Genomic DNA, 17,462 nt, shown 5'->3' on the forward strand with positions numbered 1-17,462 from the left:
GACGTGCGTGGGCCACTTCCCGTGGGAAGCGTGCCGCGGTGACGGGGCCGTGCGGGCGCGGCCCCGGTAGCGATATTCGGCTTACTTCACCACGTCAAGCGTGACGGTCTGGCCCTTGCCGGCGGCCACGCGTACCCAGGTCACCGGGCCGAAACGGTCTTCCCCGACGGCCCAGCCGTCGTCGTCCGAGGCGCGCAGGGCATCGGCGCTGGCGAAGGCTTCCAGCACACGGCCGTTGCTGCGAACCGCGCGCGCGGGCTTGCCGTGGAACTTCAGCAACCAGGACTTCAGCGCCGGCTGGTAGCTGCCCTGGGGTGCGGCGATGGCGAAGGCCACGCTGTCCCCGTGGGCTTCCAGCCGCATGGACTGCAGGAAGTATTCGCCCTGCTCGTAGCCGTAGGTCTTGCCGTCGTCGTCGTAATAGTCGAAACCGGTTGCGTGGTCGGCCGGGAACAGCTCGACCGCCAGCTCGCTGAGCGGATGCTGCCCGACGTAATCCATCACCGGCGCGACCGGGATGATGGCGCCTTCGCGGATGTACAGCGGGATGTCGCTCCAGTGCGTGGCATCGGCTACGTGCTCGATGGTCTGGCCGCCGGCGTAGTGCCTGCCACTGAACCAGTCGATCCACTCGCCCGCGGGCAGGTAGACCGGCTTGGCCGTCTGGCCCTGCTCGACCACCGGCGAAACCAGCAGGCTGTCGCCGAACAGCCAGGCATCGATGTCGTTGCGCAGGTTGGCGTCATTCGGCCAGTCGAACAGCAGCGGACGGACCAGGCCGACGCCGGTCGCCCGACGCTTGTGCTCGTAGCTGTAGATGTAGGGAATCAGCGACTGGCGCAGGCGGATCGCGGCGCTGGCGGCCTTTTCGGCATCCGTACCGTACACCCACGGCTGGCGGTGCTGGCCCAGTTCGCCATGGACACGGAACACCGGCGTGAACGCGCCGAACTGGATCCAGCGTGCATAGTTCTCCGGCGTCGGGGTGCCGCCTTTGAAGCCGCCACCGTCCATGCCCCACTGCATGGCACCCACGTTGATCGCGCTCAGCATGCGCTGGCGCTGGCCGGCCATGGAAGCGAAGCCGGTGCGGATGTCGCCGGACCAGATGCCGTAGGCGTAGCGCTGCGCACCCAGGTAGAAGTTGCGGTTGAGCGACCACACGCGCTGGTCGGAGATAGCGCGCTGGCCGTCGTAGAGCGCCCGCTGCATGTCCATGTGCTGCAGGTCGACGGCGACGTCGTCGGCCTCGTCGTTCCACCAGCCCACGATGCCGGTTTCAAACGAGTGCTGGAGCGCGGCATTGAAGAACCACTCGCGCGCGGCCGGATCGGCGAAGTCGAGCTCGCGCACGGTCTTGCCGGAGAAGTAGTCCGGCGCCGGGTCGCTCTGCGCCAGCCAGTAGCCGTGTTCGGTGGCCTCGCGGCCCTCGACCGTGTCAACGTGAATGCGTGGCTTCATGATGCCGGTCAGGTGTACGCCCTGGGCGTCGAGCAGGGCCTTGAGCTTGCCGCTGTCGCCGTCGGGAAACTTGTGTTCGTTCCAGCGGAACTCGCCGTAGTTGTCCTCGCCCCAGGCCTTCCAGTCGAAGTCGAGGGTGAAGTTGTCCAGCGGGATGTGGCGCTCGCGGTAGCCGTGGACGATGTCCAGCAGTTCCTTCTCGTCGATGCCCCACTGGCTGTTGGTAAAGCCCATCGCCCACTTCGGGAACAGCGGACTGCGGCCGCTGACCTGCGCCAGCGCACCGAAGATCGCGTGCGGGTTGCCGAGGAAGACGTAATAGTCCAGGCCGCCGTCGAACATGCGCGCGTCGATGCGCGTGTCGCCCAGCGCGATCTGGCCGCCGACGCCGTCGATCAGTACGCCGTAGCCCGCGGTGGTCCAGACGAACGGTGCGCCGGCGTGGCCCTGCTCACCGGCGGTGACCGGACGGTAGCCGTCGCGCAGCAGGCCGGCGGTGGCCGGCTCGGTGGCGTCGAAGCCGCCGATGCCGTACATCGGCTCGCCCTTGGCGTGGATCAGGCTCAGGCGGCCGTGGGCCAGCGAGGGCAGCGCGAACTGGCGCAGCAACGGCGCCTGACCCGGCACGCCGATGCGCAGCTCGCCGTGTTCCTTGTCCCACACGGCTTCCAGCTGCGCGGAGTGCAGCCGGGCGCCGTTCGTGTCGTGGGATACGTCGGCGCCGGGCCGGCTCGTTGCCTGCAGGGCCGGATCGATCACGATCGTCGGCGCCGCCGCGTGGCCGGCCTTGCGGAACTGCACGTGCAGCGTGGCGGGCGCCGTCAGTTCGACACGAACCGTATCGGCACCCAGCGGGATATCGAAGCCCGGCGCCGCCGGCGTGATGGAAGCGGGGCTGGCCAGCGCAGCGTGCGCCCGGGCCTGGGAAAGCGATGCAGCAGCGGAAGAGGGGGACACCAGCGATACTCCGACAACGAACAACGTGATCGGCCCCATCGACGCGCGCTTGAGCTTTGTGAAGAGCGCGTGCAGGCGACCGGAACCGGACCCATAGTAGGGGCCAGTGCGCGCATCGCGACACCCGTATGCATACGTATTCATTCTTGACATGGCGCGGTTTTCCGATGGTGCAGCGCACGATCCAGACGTGCGCGGGGCGGACAGAAAAACGGACTCATCCGTACCGCGCGCCGCAGGGTTTTCACCCTCCGTAGACGCCCGGAGCAGCGGCACGGACACGGACCTCACTGGAGCACCACCGAGGCGTAGGCGGGCAATCGCAACGTGCCGGCATCGATGCGCGCATCGGCCACGCTGGCCAGGCGCACCCGGCTGAAGTGCGCGAGCGTACCGGCAAGTTTCAGTGTCTGCGGCCGGTGCGAAAGGTTGTGCACGACCAGCACGTCGTCGCCGGCGCCGGCCAGTTCCCAGGTGGCGAGGGAGGGACTGGGGACGACCGGAACGCTCAGCGACCCCTTGCGCAGTACGGGCAGCTCGCGGCGCCAGCCGATCAGCGTGCGGTACCAGGCCAGCAGCGAGTTCGCATCGTCCTGCTGTGCATCCACCGAGACGTCGGCGCCGTCACCGGCGGTGAACCGCTTCCAGCGGCTCTGGCCCGCGCCGCCCGGATCGCGGTGCCAGCGCATCGGTTCGCGCAGGTCGGGATCGGGCTTGCGTCCACGCATGCCCAGTTCCTCGCCGTAATAGATGAAGGGTTCGCCGGGCAAGGTGAGCAGCATCGCGGCGGCCATGCGCATGTGCTGCGCGTTGCCCTCGAGCTGACTCATCACCCGTTCCTGGTCGTGGTTGGAAAGGAACGGTGCATCCCGGCCGGCAGGTATCGACACCGCGATGTGCCGGAGCAGGGCGCCCAGCGCTCCCGCGCGTTCATTGCGCGCGCTGGCGACGAGCTGGCTGGCCAGCGGGAAATCGAACACCGCATCCAGCGGGCCGAACCATGGAGCGAGCTCCCTGGGTTCCTCGCGCGTGACCTCGCCGATCAGGTACACATCCGGGTCCGCCTGCTTCATGGCGCGGTGGAAGGACGACCACCATGCCAGGTTCTCGCGCAGGACGGCCGGATCGTTCTTCTGCGAGGCGAAGTCGTAGTAGACGTGCTGTGCCGCGTCCAGGCGAAAACCGTCCGCGCCCTGCGCGAGCCAGTATCGGCCCACGTCGTCGATCGCCTCGCGCACGGCCGGCGTGTCGAAGTCCAGATCGGGCATCGCGCCGGTGAAGGTGCCCAGGTAATGCTGCTTGCCCAGGGCGTGCCAGGCCGGCCCGCCGGTGGCGCTGGTCGCCTGCAGCGCGGCGCGCGGCCCGGCCCAGGTGTACCAGGCGTGGTGCGGATCGGCCGGATCCCGGGCGGCGAGGAACCACGGGTGCTGGTCGCTGGTGTGGTTGACCACCAGGTCCAAGATCACGCGGATGCCTCGCGCATGGGCCGCATCGACCAATCGATGGAAGTCGGCGAGCGTCCCGTACTGGGGATTGATCGCGCGGTAATCGGTGACGTCGTAGCCGTGATAACTGGGCGAGGAATGGATCGGCATCAGCCAGATGCCGTCGACGCCAAGCGACTTCAGGTAGTCCAGCTTGCTGGTCACGCCGCCCAGATCGCCGATTCCGTCGCCATCGCTGTCGTACCAGGCACGCACGAAGATCTCGTACCACACGCCCGAGCCCCTGGACCGGTCCGGGGGCTGGCCGGTCGAGGCGGGCGGCAAAGGCGTCGCTCCGGTGTCCACCGGGTGAGCCGCCGGCAAAGACGCGCAGCCGGCCAGGCATAAAGCGCAAGCAAGCAGCGAAATGAGCGGGGTGCGTCGGATCGGCATGAAGCTCCTGCTGGTGGCGGCACCGGGGCGGTCTGACCATACGACCGGCACCACCCCGGACCTCGCACTCACGGACGATAGGCGCGTGCCTGCGGCAAACCCGTGTAGCGGACTGCCCCAAAAAAAGACCTGCCGGCGAACCGGCAGGTTTGGGGAGGTGCAGCTATCGACTTCAGAACTTGTACGTCACGCCGAGCTGGTACGTCCGGCCCCACTCGATGTATTCGAGCGGGCGGTCCTTGGTACCCGCGTAAGTCCGGTACGGCGCGTTGGTCAGGTTGCTCGCCTGCAGCTGCACGCTGAAGCCCTCGAGCTTGCTGCCTTCGGCGAACGTGTAGTCGACCTGGGCGTCGAAGATGTTCTCGCCGACGACGTAACGCAGCGTGCGGTTGCCGTTGAAGTTGCCGATCTCGCCGATGAAGTCCGAGCGCTTGCGTTCGCTGATGCGCGCACCGAACCCGTTCTTCTCGTAGTAGGCCGTCAGGTTGTAGACCCGCTTGGACAGGCCAGGCAGGTCGATCGGGCCGCTACCGACGCTGGTGGCGTTCTCCGGCGAGCGGATCGAGATGTTGCTCTTGTTGAAGCTGGCGCTGGCGAGGATGCCGAAGCCGTCGAGCGCGGGCGTGATGACATTCAACGGGACCGAGGCGGAAAGCTCCAGGCCCTTGAGCGTGCCGCCCTTGCCGTTTTCCGGCGCGGTGAAGGTGCCGGTCGTCAGCGCGGGCGGCGAACCGGCCGGCGGGACGTAGCCTGCCACCAGCGAGGAGTAGTCGTAGCCGTCGCGCGTCTGGGTATAGATGTAGCTGGTCAGCTGCTTGTAGAAGAACGCGGCAGCCACGTAGCCGGTCGTGCCGAAGTAGCGCTCCCACGACAGGTCGAAGGCGTTGGCGCGCCACGGGTCCAGTCGCGGATTGCCGCCGCTTGCGCCCGGCTTGCCGGTGGCCGTGTCGATGCCGAAGTCGAGCGAGGCGCGCATGTCGTCCATGCGCGGGCGGGCGACCTGCTTGGCCAGCGCCACACGCAGCATCTGGTTGTCGGTCAGGGAGAAGGCCAGGTTCAGGCTGGGCAGGACGTCGGTATAGGTCTTGCCGCCGGACACCGGCTGGATCTGGCTGCCGACCGGCTGCGTGCCGTTGAACACGCGCGAGGTCGAGGACTGGTCGGCGCGCTGGACCTGCACGCCCACGTTGCCGCGGACGGGAACGCCCCACACCGTGTCGATGTCCGCCATCGCGTAGGCGGTGGTGATCTTCTCGTTCAGCGTCCACGCCTTGGAGATGAGATAGGACTGGTCTTCGTTCGGCTCGAAGGTCATGTAGCGGGCCACCGCACCCGGTACGTTCCACGCCGGGATGAGGCCGACGCCGGCAAAGCCCAGGTCGACCAGGCCGTACTGCAGGTCACTGGCGATGGGGGTGTCGCCCTGCGCGCCGACGTTGATGTTGCCTTCGGGCTGGTGCTTGCTCTTGTTGCGGTCGGCGTAATTGACGCCCACCTCGATGTCCGGCAACACCGACGCCACGCTGTCCGGCAGCGGAATCGTCGCACCGACGCGGGCGCTCTTCAGCTCGTCGGTGACGCGCGGAGTCTTGCCGTAGCCGGAGCCGTAGATGGTGTTGCGCAGGTAGAGCTGGCTCGGATCGGAGTAGTCCAGCGACGGGTCGAGCTGCGAGAAGTCGTCGCCGTGGTAGCTCAGGTGCAGCGTGTCCAGCTGCGGCGCCGGCACCAGCTGGGTGTTGTTCTCCAGGTTCACCTCGTTGCGCTTGGCCTTGGAGTAGCTCAGGTCGGCGACCAGGGTCACGTCGCCCACGTTGAACAGGTTGTTCCAGCCGGCCGCGTTGATGGTGTCGTGGCGTTCGTTGTACATGCCGCGCACCAGCGGGTACAGGTTGGCCGCCGTGCCCCCGGTGAAGGTGCCGTTGCCGTTGACCTGCGGATCGGTGACCTGGATGCGCCCGTAGCCGCCGTTGTAGTCGCCCAGGTTCACCTCGAACTGGTTCGCGGTGTCCTTCTGGGTCGCCTTGGTATGGAACAGGTCCAGCGTGCTGGTCCAGGTGTCGTTGGGCTGCCACTGCACGGTGGCCATCATGCCGTCGCGCTTGGTGTAGCCGGTGCGCCGGAGTGCCTTGATGCCTTCGGAGTACCACGTGCCGGCCGCCACGCCCGGCCGCCAGTCTTCGCCGACTTGCTCCCACGGCTCGTACAGGCCGACCTGGTTCTCCTGGGTCGGGGTCTTCGAATGCGCGAAGCCCAGCGCGATGCCCAGGCGGTGGTCCATGAACTGGCCGATGTAACTGGCGTTGATGCGGTTGCCGAAGGCGCTCTCGCCGCCCGCCGCGCCCAGCGAATTGTGCTGGCCGCGCACGCCCAGCACGGTGACGCTCTTGTCGTAGTCCAGGGGACGCGCGGTATGCATGTCCAGCGTGCCGGACAGGCCCTGGCCGATCAGGCTGGCTTTGGGCGTCTTGTAGACGGTCACGCCACTGATCAGCTCGGACGGGTACTGGTCGAACTCGACGCTGCGGTTGTCGCCCGTGCTGACCATCTCGTGGCCATTGAGCAGGGTGGTCGCAAAGTCCGGCGACAGGCCGCGCACGCTGATGACCTGGGCACGACCGGCTACGCGCTGTGCCGAGATGCCCGGCAGGCGGGCGATCGATTCGGCGATGCTGACGTCGGGCAGCTTGCCGATGTCCTCGGCCGAGATCGCCTCGACGATTTCGTCGGAGTTCTGCTTGGCCGACACGGCCGTCTGGATACTCTGGGCGAAGCCGCTGACCTGGATCACGCCCAGCGTCACCGCATCCTGCTTTTTCTTCGAATCGTTCTTCTGCGCGCCCGGGTTCGCCGTGTCGCTTTGCGAGGGCGACGCCTGGTCCGCCGACTGGGCAGCTGCGGCGGCGCTCGCCGCCATCAGCAAGCTCGAAGCCAATGCAGCGCTGAGCAGATTGCGCTTGAAATTCAACATGAAGCTCTCCCCGTGAAAATCGTTTTGACACCCCTGGGAGCTTGTTCACCCCACCAGGCAGGCCTGGCTTGGGTGCTACTCCCTTCGGGGCCGGATGTTAGTCCCGGGTTATGGCCCCAAGCGCAAAGATGCATACGTATTCATGGGTGGCTGCAGCGGCCGTGGCGAACCGGCGGTTTCGGGCGAACCTGGTGGTGCGATGCGCAAGAGGAAGGCGACCATCGCAGTACCAGGCGCATGGTTGCTTGTCCCAATGCATTGGTGCGCCGCGGAACTCGAGGGGCACGCATGCCGGTTCCCGAGCCGGCGTAGCCGTCCAGCGGCTCCGGTTGTCGGGGCTTTTTCCGCACATCCGGAGGCCTGTTTATTGCGATGCAATATCGCTGGAACACCGTCCTGGCGGAGTCCAGCGCGAATGGTCCGCGAACTGATGACGCAATGCATCAACCGTCTTGCCGTCGCCGCGCCGAGCGATCTCATGAATACGTATGCAGGGCGGGCCGATACCGTGCGGCTCGCCTTTAAGCTGCCGGCCACCGTCAGCGCGTCCAGTACGCGCGGTGCCCCAGTGAGCGCGGAATCCAAGTCATGCAGATGCAACAGTGGTGGCGCGGCGCCGTCACCTACCAGATCTACCCGCGCAGCTTCCTGGACACCAACGGCGACGGCGTGGGCGACCTGCCGGGGATCATCCAAAAGCTCGATTACGTGGCGAGCCTCGGTGTCGACGCGATCTGGATATCGCCCTTCTTCAAGTCGCCGATGGCCGACTACGGCTACGACATCGCCGATTACTGCGACGTCGATCCGATGTTCGGCACGCTGGAGGACTTCGACCGTCTGCTGGCCAAGGCGCACGGCCTGGGCATCCGCGTGATGATCGACCAGGTGCTGAGCCACACTTCGGTCGACCACGCCTGGTTCCAGGAAAGCCGGTCCAGTCGCGACAACCCCAAGGCCGACTGGTATGTGTGGGCCGATGCGAACGAAGACGGCACGCCGCCGAACAACTGGCTGTCTATCTTCGGTGGCGGCGCCTGGCAATGGGAGCCGCGGCGCGGCCAGTACTTCCTGCACAACTTCCTGGCATCGCAGCCGGACCTCAACTTCCACAACCCGGACGTGCGCGCGGCGATCCTCGACTGCGTGCGCTTCTGGCTGGAGCGCGGTGTGGACGGCCTGCGGCTGGACGCGATCAACTTCTGCTTCCATGACGCGCAACTGCGCGACAACCCGCCCAAGCCCAAGGAACATCGGGTCGGGCGAGGCTTCAGTCCGGACAACCCGTACGCCTTCCAGTACCACTGGTACAACAACACGCAGCCGGAGAACCTTGCCTTCCTGGCCGAGTTGCGCGCGCTGCTCGACCGCTACCCCGGGACGGTGGCGCTGGGCGAGATTTCCTCCGAGGACTCGCTGGCGACGATGGCCGAGTACACCGAAGCGGGCCGCCTGCACATGGGCTACAGCTTCGAACTGCTCACCGACGATTTCAGCGCCGCCCACATCCGCGGCACGGTGCAGCAGCTGGAGGCGCAGATGCGCGAAGGCTGGCCGTGCTGGGCGATCTCCAACCACGACGTCGAGCGCGTGCTCAGCCGCTGGGGGAGGACGCGGCCGACCGCCGCGCTCGCCAATCTCTTCACGGCTCTGGTCTGTTCGTTGCGCGGGTCGGTATGCATCTACCAGGGCGAGGAACTGGCCCTGACCGAAGCGAGCGTGCCTTTCGAATCGCTGAAAGACCCCTACGGCATCGCTTTCTGGCCGCAGTTCAAGGGACGCGACGGCTGTCGTACGCCGATGCCCTGGAACGACCAGGCGCATGCCGGTTTCACCGATGGCGAGCCGTGGCTGCCGGTGCCGGAGGAGCATCGCGCGCTGGCCGTGGCGCAGCAGGAGGACGACCCGGCGTCCGCGCTGCACGGTTTCCGCCGGGTCCTGCGTTGGCGGCGGGAACAGCCCGCGCTGCGCTGGGGCGACATTCTTTTCCTCGACGCGCCCGAACCGTTGCTCGCCTTCACCCGCAGCCACGGCGGCGAGACCGTGCTGGTTGCGTTCAACCTGGGCGCACACGCGTGCGAAGCCGATCTGGCGCTAAACGGCCATTGGCATGCCATCGACGGTCACGGGCTCCCGGAAGGCAGCTTCGCGGGTGGGCGGCTGCAGTTGCCCGCCCACGGCGTGGTGTTTGCGCGCCAGGCCTGAGCCTGCCGCAACAAGGCGGCATCACGCGACGATGAGCGGCTGATGCGTAGTCTGGCGACTGTTCCTTCCAGCAGGAGCCATCACATGCCCAATCCCAAGCCCACCGCCCAGCACCGGCACGGCACCGGCGACCGCAACGACGCCGACGTCGCGCGCATGGACCACAAGCTGCAGGAAAAGCGCGACGCCAAGGAAACGCGCGATGCCAAGGAGGCCGATCGCGAGGCCAAGCGCGAGGAAGGCTTCGTTCATCCGTAGGAGTCAATGCCGGGCATCATCGACGACCCGACGCGGCACCGGTAGCCGGCTGAGATTTTGGCCGGGGCGCAGCTGGCGTTCCGCGGACGGGGAGACCACGAAAAAGCCGCCCTTGTGAGGCGGCTTTTTTCATCGAAACAAGTGGTGGAGTGGAGGAGGATCGAACTCCCGACCTTCGCATTGCGAACGCGACGCTCTCCCAGCTGAGCTACCACCCCACGCGAGCCGCGCATGTTAGCAGCGTCGCGTGGCGTTCGCCAAGAGCCTGTCCGCCTTCGTCGCGTGCCGCGGGCTTCGCGTGCCGGTCAGTCGGGGAGCAATGCGGACAGCGGGCCGTGCAGCACGTCGCGGCGCCAGCCTTCGAGGAACTCCGGCCACTCGCGGGTGGTGAGGCATTCTTCCAGCACCTTGCGCGGGCACAGCAACCCGGCGGGCAGGTCGAGTTCGCCGGCGAGGCGATCGACGGTGTCCTTCATCGCGGCCAGCGCCTTCTTCGCCGGTCCCGGCACGGGTGCAGGGATCGCGGCGGTGGCCGCGAGTTCCTCTGCATCCGGGCCTGGCCGGATCAACTCGAAGAGCTCGGCGCGCTGTGGCGAGCGCAGCGCACGCTGGCCGCGGCTGCGCTGGTCCAGTTCGGCCACGCTCGAGGGCGGGTTCTGCGCGAAGTCGAGCGCGAGCGCGTCCTCGAGCAGCCAGGAGCGCGGGCGGTCCAGCGTGCGCGCGCTGCGGTCGCGCCACAGCAGGATGCGTCGCAACAGGGCCTGCTGCGCGCGCGGCCAGTCGGCGGCGGCGCGGAAGCTGCGGTGCGGCTGCGGATCGCCTTCGTGGGTGTCGGCGCGGCGCTTAAGTCGCTCGCAGTCCTCGGCGTGCCATGCCGTGCGGCCTCGCTCGGCGAGCCGCGCGGCGAGTTGCGCGTGCACGGGCTCCAGGTAGACCACGTCGAGCGTGGCGTACAGGCGCTGTGACTCGGTCAGTGGACGTTGCAGCCAGTCCGAGCGGGTCTCGCCCTTGTCCAGCTCGGGGCCGATCAGCTCAGCGACCAGTGCGCGGTAGCTCAGCCCGAGGCCCATGCCGACGAAGGCGGCGGCGATCTGGGTGTCGAACAGCGTGCCGGGGCCTTGGGGCAGCAGCGGTGCGAGGGCTTCGAGGTCCTCGCCTGCACTGTGCATGACCGTAACCATGGGCCCCGTGGCAAGACGCGGGCGCAGGGCGCTGCCGATATCGAAAGCGAGCGGATCGACCAGCGCGTAGCGGCCGTTCCACCCCAGTTGCAGCAGCGCCAGTTGCGGGTGGAACGTGTTCCGGCGCATGAATTCGGTGTCGACGCCCAGCGCGGCATCGGCGGGCAACTCGGCCAGCCACGCCTCCAGCGTGTCGCGGCGGTCGATCCATGTGGCGTCGGCCGCGGTGGGCACGGACATGCAGAAACTTCCTCGGTGTCGGTCGGCGGGCCCTCGGGAAGCGCCAGGCGCATTGCCCTGTCATCGGCCCTGCCATAAGGTGAGCGGCGCACGATAACAGCCTTGGGACCTCCATGCCGAGCAACGAAACCGTCCGCCTCCAGCGCACCCTCGGTGGCGCACTGGGCGTACTCGTGCTCGGCGCGGCACTGGTCTATCACTTTTTCCCCCGCGTGTTCCATGTGGACCCGGCGACCATGACCGCCCGCCGGCCGACCTCGACCGGTGCGGCCACCCCAGCCGGACAGCGCGCACCGCGTACCCCGCTGGACGCCGAAATCGATGCCGGGCCGCCGCTCACGCTGGCCCCGGCAGCGGTGATTGCGTCGCGGATGAGCAAGGGCAACCAGCACTTGCCCGAACAGCTCAGTGCCGACACGCCGGAGGTGCAGGCGTTGCTGGCGCGTGCCGGCAAGGCCATGCACGACGGACGTCTGGTCGGCGAAGAGGACAGTGCCGCCGCGCTCTACGCGCAGGCGTTGAAGGACAAGCCCGACAGCCGGGCGGCCGCGCAAGGCCTGAATCAGGTGCGCGCGCAGCTGGTGGCGCAGATCGGCCAGGACATTGCGGTCGGCGATGCCGATTCCGCGAAGGATCTCCTGGATGGTCTGCGCGGCCTTCCGAACACGGCGGGCGACGTTGCGCAGCTGGAGCAGAACCTGGAGACGCTTGCCAGGGTCCGCCCGATGCTGGTCCAGGCCGCCTCGCTGCTGCAGCAGGGCAAGGCCGACCAGCCGCAGGGGGGCAGCGCGCTGGACCTCTATCGCCAGGTGCAGGCGCTCGATCCGCAGAACGCCATGGCCGAGCAGGGCATCTTCCAGGTGCAGCGCGCCGTGCTGGATCGTGCCCTCGCGGCGGTGGCGCAGAACGATTTTGCCGCCGCCGACCGCGCGCTGGCCGAAGCGGACACGATCCGTCCCGGCTCGCAGCAACTGGTGGACGTGCGCAACCGCGTCGAAGGCATCCGCCGTCAGCGCGCCAGCGGGCTGCTGGCGCAGGCGCGCTCGGCGCTGGACGCCGGCAACCTGGACCTGGCACAGCGCCTCGCCGGACAGGCGCAGGCCCTGCAGCCTGACCTGAAAGGCATCGACGCGTTCCAGCAGCAGCTCACCAACGCCCGCCTGTATGCCAGCTACAAGCCGGGGCAGGTGTTCAGCGACCGCTTCGTCGATCTTCCGGGGCACACGCCGGCGATGGTGGTGATCCCCACCGGCAGCTTCCGCATGGGTGCGCCCGAGGGCGAGGAAGACGCCACCGACGCAGAGACGCCCGCCCACCAGGTCGCGCTGGACAAAGGCTTCGCCATGGCGCGCACCGAGGTGACGGTGGGCCAGTTCCGCGAGTTCGTGCGAGCCAGCGGCTATCAGCCCGACTCGGTCAGGCTGGGTGGCGCCAGCGTGTACGACGAGCGCAGCGGTGTGCTCCGCGATGACTCCAACGCCACCTGGCAGGACGACTACGCGGGCCGCCCGGCAGCGGACGACCTGCCGGTGGTCAACGTCTCCTGGCGCGATGCCAGGGCCTACGCCGCCTGGCTCGGCGAGCGCACCGGCAAGCACTACCGCCTGCCGAGCGAGGCCGAGTTCGAGTACGCCTTGCGCGGCGCCACCCAGACCCGCTTCTGGTGGGGCGGGCGGGCACCCACCCGCAAGGTGGAAAACCTCACCGGCAGTGGCGACCGCTCACCCAGCGGACGCCGCTGGAGCAACGCCTTCCCGAGCTATCGGGACGGTTATTGGGGACCGGCCCCGGCAGCGAGCTTCATGGCCAACCCCTTCGGACTGTACGACATCGACGGCAACGTCTCCGAATGGGTCGCCGACTGCTGGCATGACAACTACGTACGCGCGCCTGTGGACGGCAGCGCCTGGCTCAATCCCGGTTGCAGCGTGCACGTCGTGCGGGGCGGTTCGTGGGGCAGCTCGCCCGACCAGGTGCGCTCGGCGTACCGGCAGGGCGCGGACGGCCGGGTGCGCAGCGCACGCGTGGGTTTCCGCGTCGTTCGCGAACTGTAGACACGCGCCTGAAGAGGATGCCGCCATGGCCGGGGTCCGGGCCCGCCAAGGCGTACGACGGCCTATCCAAGCCACGCGACATCTGCAAGACTGCATGTCCGGCCAGCGGTATGCGCGCTGCTGCCGGATCCCGGCGGGCGGAGCCTTCCGGGGGGAGGGCGCAATGAATCCGGAAACCGTCAGCTTGTTCGTGCCGTTCAGCGGTGAGGCTCCCTGGATCGTGAGGGGCGAGGCCTCCCGGGTGGGGACGTATCCCACGCGCGCCGAGGCGATCTCGGCGGCCGTCCGGGTGCGTGCCAAGCTGGCGCGTGCCTGGGGCCTGCAACACCCGCCTGTGCGGGTGCAGGAGAGCGACGGCAGCTGGTACGAACTGGCCGATCCGGACTCCACGACTCTGGTGCAATAGGTAGCCCCCAATGGAAAAGACGTCCGGCCCCTGGCGGATCCTGCTGGTCGAAGACGAGATGCTGGTGGCCATGCTGCTGGAAGACATGCTCTCGGAGGCCGGTCACACCATCATCGGCCCGATGGCGCGGATCGATCAGGCCGTCGAGGCCGCCCGCAACGAAACCATCGACCTGGCGATTCTCGACGTGAACGTTGGCGGCGATGAGGTGTACCCGGTGGCCGAAGCGCTGGCAGCGCGCGAGATCCCGTTCGCCTTCGCCACCGGATACGGCGCCCACGGACTGCGCGAACCCTGGCAAGACCGTCCCACGCTGCAAAAACCCTTCCACCGCAACGACCTGTTCCGGATGGTGGCGGAGCTGGCGTCGTCCTACTCCTGCTGAGCCATCCGCTTCCGCCGCGGGGCGCCACAGCCCTGAGGCGTGACCGGACACGCCAGTCAGCGTACACCTGCGCGTGCCTTGCGTCTGGCTGTTCCCGCGACCGCCACAGCGGCTTGACCCTGCGGTAACATGCCGCAGGCAAGCGCCTGGCTGTTCACGCAGGTTTGTTTGCTTGACGGGATATCTGCCCGGGGGCGGGACCCCGGAGTACGGCAAGGGGAAGGGACATGCCGAAGAAGTCGGGGATCAACATCTGGTTACGCCATCTGGCCGTGGCCATCGCATATGCCGTGGTTTACGGGCTCGTGCGGCAATTGTCTTTCTCCCATTGGGCCCCGTTTGCCGGATTGCGGTTCAGCGCGTTGCTGCTTGTGCCCTACCGGTACTGGCCCGCGCTGCTGGTAGGCGAAGCGGCGTCACTGGCGTACGTCGGCATCGAATGCGCAGACCGGTTCGGTTGGCTCTGGGCCAGTTTCTTCATGATCCCGCCGATGCTCTTCTCGATGCCGCTGGTCCGGTGGTGTCGCGGCGCCGGCCGCATCTTTGGAGTGCACAACAGGACGAACATCAGTGTGTTCCTGTTGGCCACCTTGTGCGCTTCCCTGATCTGGGCGACGGTGAACATGGGCACGCTCGTGCTGATGCACACCCGGCCGGACGAAGTTATCCAATATCAGGCGACCGCAGCCCGCTATTTCATCGGCAATTACATTGGCGTGCTGACGCTGACCCCGTTGGTCCTGCTGGTGCGCGAAGACCTGCACGTTGTCGGTCTGCGTCAGTTCCTGAGGCGGCTGCCGGACAGCCGCCTGGCGATGGAAACCGCCTGTTTGCTGGTGCCGGCCCTCGCGCTGCTGGTGTGGCTGGCTTCCGGTGCTGCCGGCCCGGCTACCCAAGAGGCGCGTATGGCGATGTTTCTTCCGGTCGCTTGGCTTTCCCTTCGCCATGGCTGGCGCGGAGCTGCGGTCGGCGGCAGCGCGGCGAGCGTTGCTGTCGTCCTCGCCATGCCGTTCCACCGTGACAACGAAACGCTTCACGCACAGGTTTTCGTGGCATTCACCGTTACCACCATGTTTATGCTGGCAGCCCGGATTGCGGCGTTGCGAGAGGGCGAAGAGCGCGAGAGGGCCGATGCTCGCCTCGCACTGGCGGTCGCCCAACGCAATGTTTATCTGGGCGAACTGCAGTTACGTCAGACCTCCCATGCGCTGGAACAGGTGAGCAGTGCCGTCCAGGCCTCCTACACCCAACTGCTCGGCCGCCTGCGCTGTCTTTTGCCCGGAACCGACGAGCGCAGTTATTACCGCCACGCGGCAATTACCCAGCACCGCATCTATCGCCTGGCCGACTCGCTGTATCCGCTGACATGGGGCGAACGCGGCCTTCCGGCGGCACTACGCGAAGGGTCGATACCGCGCGCACTGGACGAAGCCGGCATGGTCTACTGGTGCCGTATCCGCGAAGCCGGGCTGCGCGAGCTTTCCACGGGGATCCACATTGCCCTTTACCGCCTGGCCGTCGAAGCGGTGGCCCTCGCTTGCGCGAGCCGGGACATCAGCCACCTGCAAGTCCAGCTGCGCTGTGGCGCGTTTGCGGGGCGCCGGTGGGCCGTACTTCGCGTGGACAGCCGGGTCGATTACGAGCACCTGGGCCGGGTCCGTTGGGACGAGGTCCTTCCGGTGCTCGGTGGCAGTGGTCTGGGCCTCGGGGCCATCAAGGACCGGGCCATGATTTTTGGCGGCAAGGTGCGCTTGCGTCCAGCCGGGAACGGGCAGCGATTGAGCCTGATACTTTTCGAGCCTGAGCTTGCCTGACAAAAAAACCGCCTTTCGGCGGTTTTTTTATTACCGGACGTGGGTATTGCAGTCTTCCTTGTCGGGATCGCAGGAAGGCGCGGCCAGGGTTGAAACGGTGGTCGCACTCAGATGCGTGTTGCAATCTTCCTTATCGGGATCGCAGGACGGAGCAATAAGCGTCGAGGTGGTGTTCGTTGTCAGGTGCGTATTGCAGTCTTCCTTGTCAGGGTCGCATGACGGCGCAGCCAGGCTCGACGTCATGGGCGCAGTCAGATGCGTGTTGCAGTCTTCCTTGTCCGGGTCACAAGGAGCGCGCGTGGCCGAGTTATTGTTGCTGGCCTGGAACAGGACCGTACCATCGCTGACCGGCACCGCGACCAGGCTGATCCCGCGGTCGCGGTACACCAGTTCGGCGTGTGCCGGCAGCGGCACGACGGTACTGGATAGCGTGGCTACCTTCTGCGGCGTCGAAATGCGCCGGGCATCGCGTCCCATTGGGAGGACCAGGAACTGGCCATTGGCGGCGGCGATGGCGCCGCGGACGTTGCCGTTGAGATCATTAACCTGGATGTACTTCACGCCATCGCTGGTAAACGCATAGACGTGCCAATGCGTACTCGAACTCAGATCTTGCGTATTGGGCCAAGCCTGACCCAGCCCGGTAGTGAGCGGCTGGGCAGCCATGGCAGTGGTCGAAAGACCTAGGGCCACCAAGCTGGCAAAAACGGCGCGTCGAGACAGCAAGATACTCATGTCCATATCCCCTTGTTGAAAGTTGCTCGCTAATGAGCAATATCACTCTAGCAGTCAGGAGTGATTTGTTTGAGAACGGGTTCAAGGGGTTAACTGAAGAGAGGCACGCGCATTCGGCAACATCGTCATGGATGACCTGATGCCGAAAAAGAGCGCTGCTTGTCTACCGAAATCGCCCCTGGCGGGCGATGCGGTTCAGGGGTGGCGCCTGAACCTATGATTGGTACCGGTGATAGGACTCGAACCTACACTCTGTCGCCAGAAGCGGATTTTGAGTCCGCCGCGTCTACCATTCCGCCACACCGGCACAAGAAAGCGAATTATGCCCGGCTCAGTGCACCGGGTCGAGCCCCAGCTGGCGCTCGCAGCGTTCATAGCAGTGGTCTTCCGACAGCGGCTGGAAGATCGCGCAGCGGGTCATGTTGCCGGAGTAGATGTGCAGGCTGACGGCGATCGCGTCTTCGCTCGGGTTGCGGATGGTGTGGTACTCGTGGGGCGGGATCAGGCTGCCGGCCGAGCCCGGGCCGGCCTGGATCGAGCCGACCGGCTGGAAGCGGCAGTGGCCGTTCTCGTCGGCGAGGCGCTCGTACTGCACCACCTCCAGCGCGCCGCTCCATACGCCCTCGACGCACCACATGCCGCAATGGTCGTGGATCGGTGTGCCCTGGCCCGGCCCCCAGGTCATCGCCACCACGCAGTAGCCGTGCTTCTCGCTGCGGTAGAGCTCGCGCCGGGCGTAGCGGCCCTCGGCGGTCTCGAACACGCAATCGGGCAGCTTGACCGCGCCGCTGCGCATCAGCTTGCACAGGCCATTGCGAAGGGTGTCGGTGACGGCGAAGGTGGTTTCCATGCCGACGGCATGATCGATCGCATCGATCAGCTCGCGGCATCCGGGAAATTCCGTGGTGAGCATGGGGATTC

12 protein-coding genes and 2 tRNA genes are annotated in these 17,462 nt (G+C 67.0%); 6 read left to right on the plus strand and 8 right to left on the minus strand.

What is annotated here, in order from left to right:
* Positions 1 to 81 precede the first annotated feature (81 nt).
* From ACFWZU_RS06695 to ACFWZU_RS06705, 3 genes are all read right to left on the minus strand, one after another.
* The gene (locus ACFWZU_RS06695; RefSeq protein ID WP_439700632.1) at positions 82 to 2,418 is read right to left on the minus strand and encodes a glycoside hydrolase family 31 protein; all 2,337 of its coding nucleotides are present in this window, start codon (positions 2,416 to 2,418) and stop codon (positions 82 to 84) included.
* Between the two features lie 287 nt (positions 2,419 to 2,705).
* Positions 2,706 to 4,136, minus strand: a complete 1,431-nt coding sequence (locus ACFWZU_RS06700; RefSeq protein WP_439700633.1) for an alpha-amylase family glycosyl hydrolase — start codon at positions 4,134 to 4,136, stop codon at positions 2,706 to 2,708.
* 331 nt (positions 4,137 to 4,467) lie between these two features.
* A complete protein-coding gene (locus ACFWZU_RS06705; RefSeq protein WP_439700634.1) occupies positions 4,468 to 7,263 on the minus strand; it encodes a TonB-dependent receptor in 2,796 nt (931 codons plus the stop codon).
* A 588-nt stretch (positions 7,264 to 7,851) separates the two neighbouring features.
* Between ACFWZU_RS06705 and ACFWZU_RS06710 the strand changes: the two genes are divergently transcribed.
* Together ACFWZU_RS06710 and ACFWZU_RS06715 are read left to right on the plus strand one after the other, a co-directional pair.
* Positions 7,852 to 9,468: an alpha-glucosidase family protein gene (locus ACFWZU_RS06710; protein ID WP_439700635.1), complete on the plus strand. Its 1,617-nt coding sequence runs from the start codon at positions 7,852 to 7,854 to the stop codon at positions 9,466 to 9,468.
* An 84-nt stretch (positions 9,469 to 9,552) separates the two neighbouring features.
* Positions 9,553 to 9,726, plus strand: a complete 174-nt coding sequence (locus ACFWZU_RS06715) for a hypothetical protein (RefSeq protein WP_439700636.1) — start codon at positions 9,553 to 9,555, stop codon at positions 9,724 to 9,726.
* 142 nt (positions 9,727 to 9,868) lie between these two features.
* Here ACFWZU_RS06715 and ACFWZU_RS06720 read toward each other — a convergent pair.
* Both ACFWZU_RS06720 and ACFWZU_RS06725 read right to left on the minus strand, forming a co-directional pair.
* Positions 9,869 to 9,944: transfer RNA gene (locus ACFWZU_RS06720), tRNA-Ala, on the minus strand.
* 87 nt (positions 9,945 to 10,031) lie between these two features.
* Positions 10,032 to 11,147, minus strand: a complete 1,116-nt coding sequence (locus tag ACFWZU_RS06725) for a ribonuclease D (RefSeq protein WP_439700637.1) — start codon at positions 11,145 to 11,147, stop codon at positions 10,032 to 10,034.
* A 113-nt stretch (positions 11,148 to 11,260) separates the two neighbouring features.
* Here ACFWZU_RS06725 and ACFWZU_RS06730 point away from each other — a divergent pair, with 113 nt between their 5' ends.
* From ACFWZU_RS06730 to ACFWZU_RS06745, 4 genes are all read left to right on the plus strand, one after another.
* Complete coding sequence (locus ACFWZU_RS06730) at positions 11,261 to 13,201, plus strand: SUMF1/EgtB/PvdO family nonheme iron enzyme (protein ID WP_439700638.1); 1,941 nt, start codon at positions 11,261 to 11,263, stop codon at positions 13,199 to 13,201.
* Positions 13,202 to 13,364: 163 nt separating this feature from the next.
* Positions 13,365 to 13,607 (plus strand): hypothetical protein, encoded by a 243-nt coding sequence (locus ACFWZU_RS06735; protein ID WP_439700639.1) that lies wholly within the window; start codon positions 13,365 to 13,367, stop codon positions 13,605 to 13,607.
* A 10-nt stretch (positions 13,608 to 13,617) separates the two neighbouring features.
* Positions 13,618 to 13,992 carry a response regulator gene (locus tag ACFWZU_RS06740; RefSeq protein ID WP_439700640.1) on the plus strand — a complete coding sequence of 125 codons (375 nt, stop codon included), beginning with the start codon at positions 13,618 to 13,620 and terminating at the stop codon, positions 13,990 to 13,992.
* Between the two features lie 227 nt (positions 13,993 to 14,219).
* Positions 14,220 to 15,806 carry an MASE1 domain-containing protein gene (locus ACFWZU_RS06745; RefSeq protein ID WP_439700641.1) on the plus strand — a complete coding sequence of 529 codons (1,587 nt, stop codon included), beginning with the start codon at positions 14,220 to 14,222 and terminating at the stop codon, positions 15,804 to 15,806.
* 30 nt (positions 15,807 to 15,836) lie between these two features.
* Here ACFWZU_RS06745 and ACFWZU_RS06750 read toward each other — a convergent pair whose 3' ends face one another.
* From ACFWZU_RS06750 to ACFWZU_RS06760, 3 genes are all read right to left on the minus strand, one after another.
* Entirely contained in the window at positions 15,837 to 16,541 is a 705-nt protein-coding gene (locus tag ACFWZU_RS06750) for a hypothetical protein (RefSeq protein ID WP_439700642.1), read from the minus strand.
* Between the two features lie 221 nt (positions 16,542 to 16,762).
* Positions 16,763 to 16,848 (minus strand) — tRNA-Leu (locus ACFWZU_RS06755).
* Between the two features lie 24 nt (positions 16,849 to 16,872).
* Positions 16,873 to 17,454, minus strand: a complete 582-nt coding sequence (locus ACFWZU_RS06760) for a cysteine dioxygenase (RefSeq protein WP_439700643.1) — start codon at positions 17,452 to 17,454, stop codon at positions 16,873 to 16,875.
* Positions 17,455 to 17,462 lie beyond the last annotated feature (8 nt).

Origin of the sequence: Frateuria sp. GZRR33 (genome assembly GCF_051900425.1) — a bacterium.
GTDB lineage: Bacteria > Pseudomonadota > Gammaproteobacteria > Xanthomonadales > Rhodanobacteraceae > Frateuria_A.

Coding starts and splice junctions, on each gene's coding strand:
- ACFWZU_RS06705 (WP_439700634.1), bottom strand. CDS start 7,263: ATGTTGAATTTCAAGCGCAATCTGCTCAGCGCTGCATTGGCTTCGAGC.
- ACFWZU_RS06710 (WP_439700635.1), top strand. CDS start 7,852: ATGCAGATGCAACAGTGGTGGCGCGGCGCCGTCACCTACCAGATCTAC.
- ACFWZU_RS06715 (WP_439700636.1), top strand. CDS start 9,553: ATGCCCAATCCCAAGCCCACCGCCCAGCACCGGCACGGCACCGGCGAC.
- ACFWZU_RS06725 (WP_439700637.1), bottom strand. CDS start 11,147: ATGTCCGTGCCCACCGCGGCCGACGCCACATGGATCGACCGCCGCGAC.
- ACFWZU_RS06730 (WP_439700638.1), top strand. CDS start 11,261: ATGCCGAGCAACGAAACCGTCCGCCTCCAGCGCACCCTCGGTGGCGCA.
- ACFWZU_RS06735 (WP_439700639.1), top strand. CDS start 13,365: ATGAATCCGGAAACCGTCAGCTTGTTCGTGCCGTTCAGCGGTGAGGCT.
- ACFWZU_RS06740 (WP_439700640.1), top strand. CDS start 13,618: ATGGAAAAGACGTCCGGCCCCTGGCGGATCCTGCTGGTCGAAGACGAG.
- ACFWZU_RS06745 (WP_439700641.1), top strand. CDS start 14,220: ATGCCGAAGAAGTCGGGGATCAACATCTGGTTACGCCATCTGGCCGTG.
- ACFWZU_RS06750 (WP_439700642.1), bottom strand. CDS start 16,541: ATGAGTATCTTGCTGTCTCGACGCGCCGTTTTTGCCAGCTTGGTGGCC.
- ACFWZU_RS06760 (WP_439700643.1), bottom strand. CDS start 17,454: ATGCTCACCACGGAATTTCCCGGATGCCGCGAGCTGATCGATGCGATC.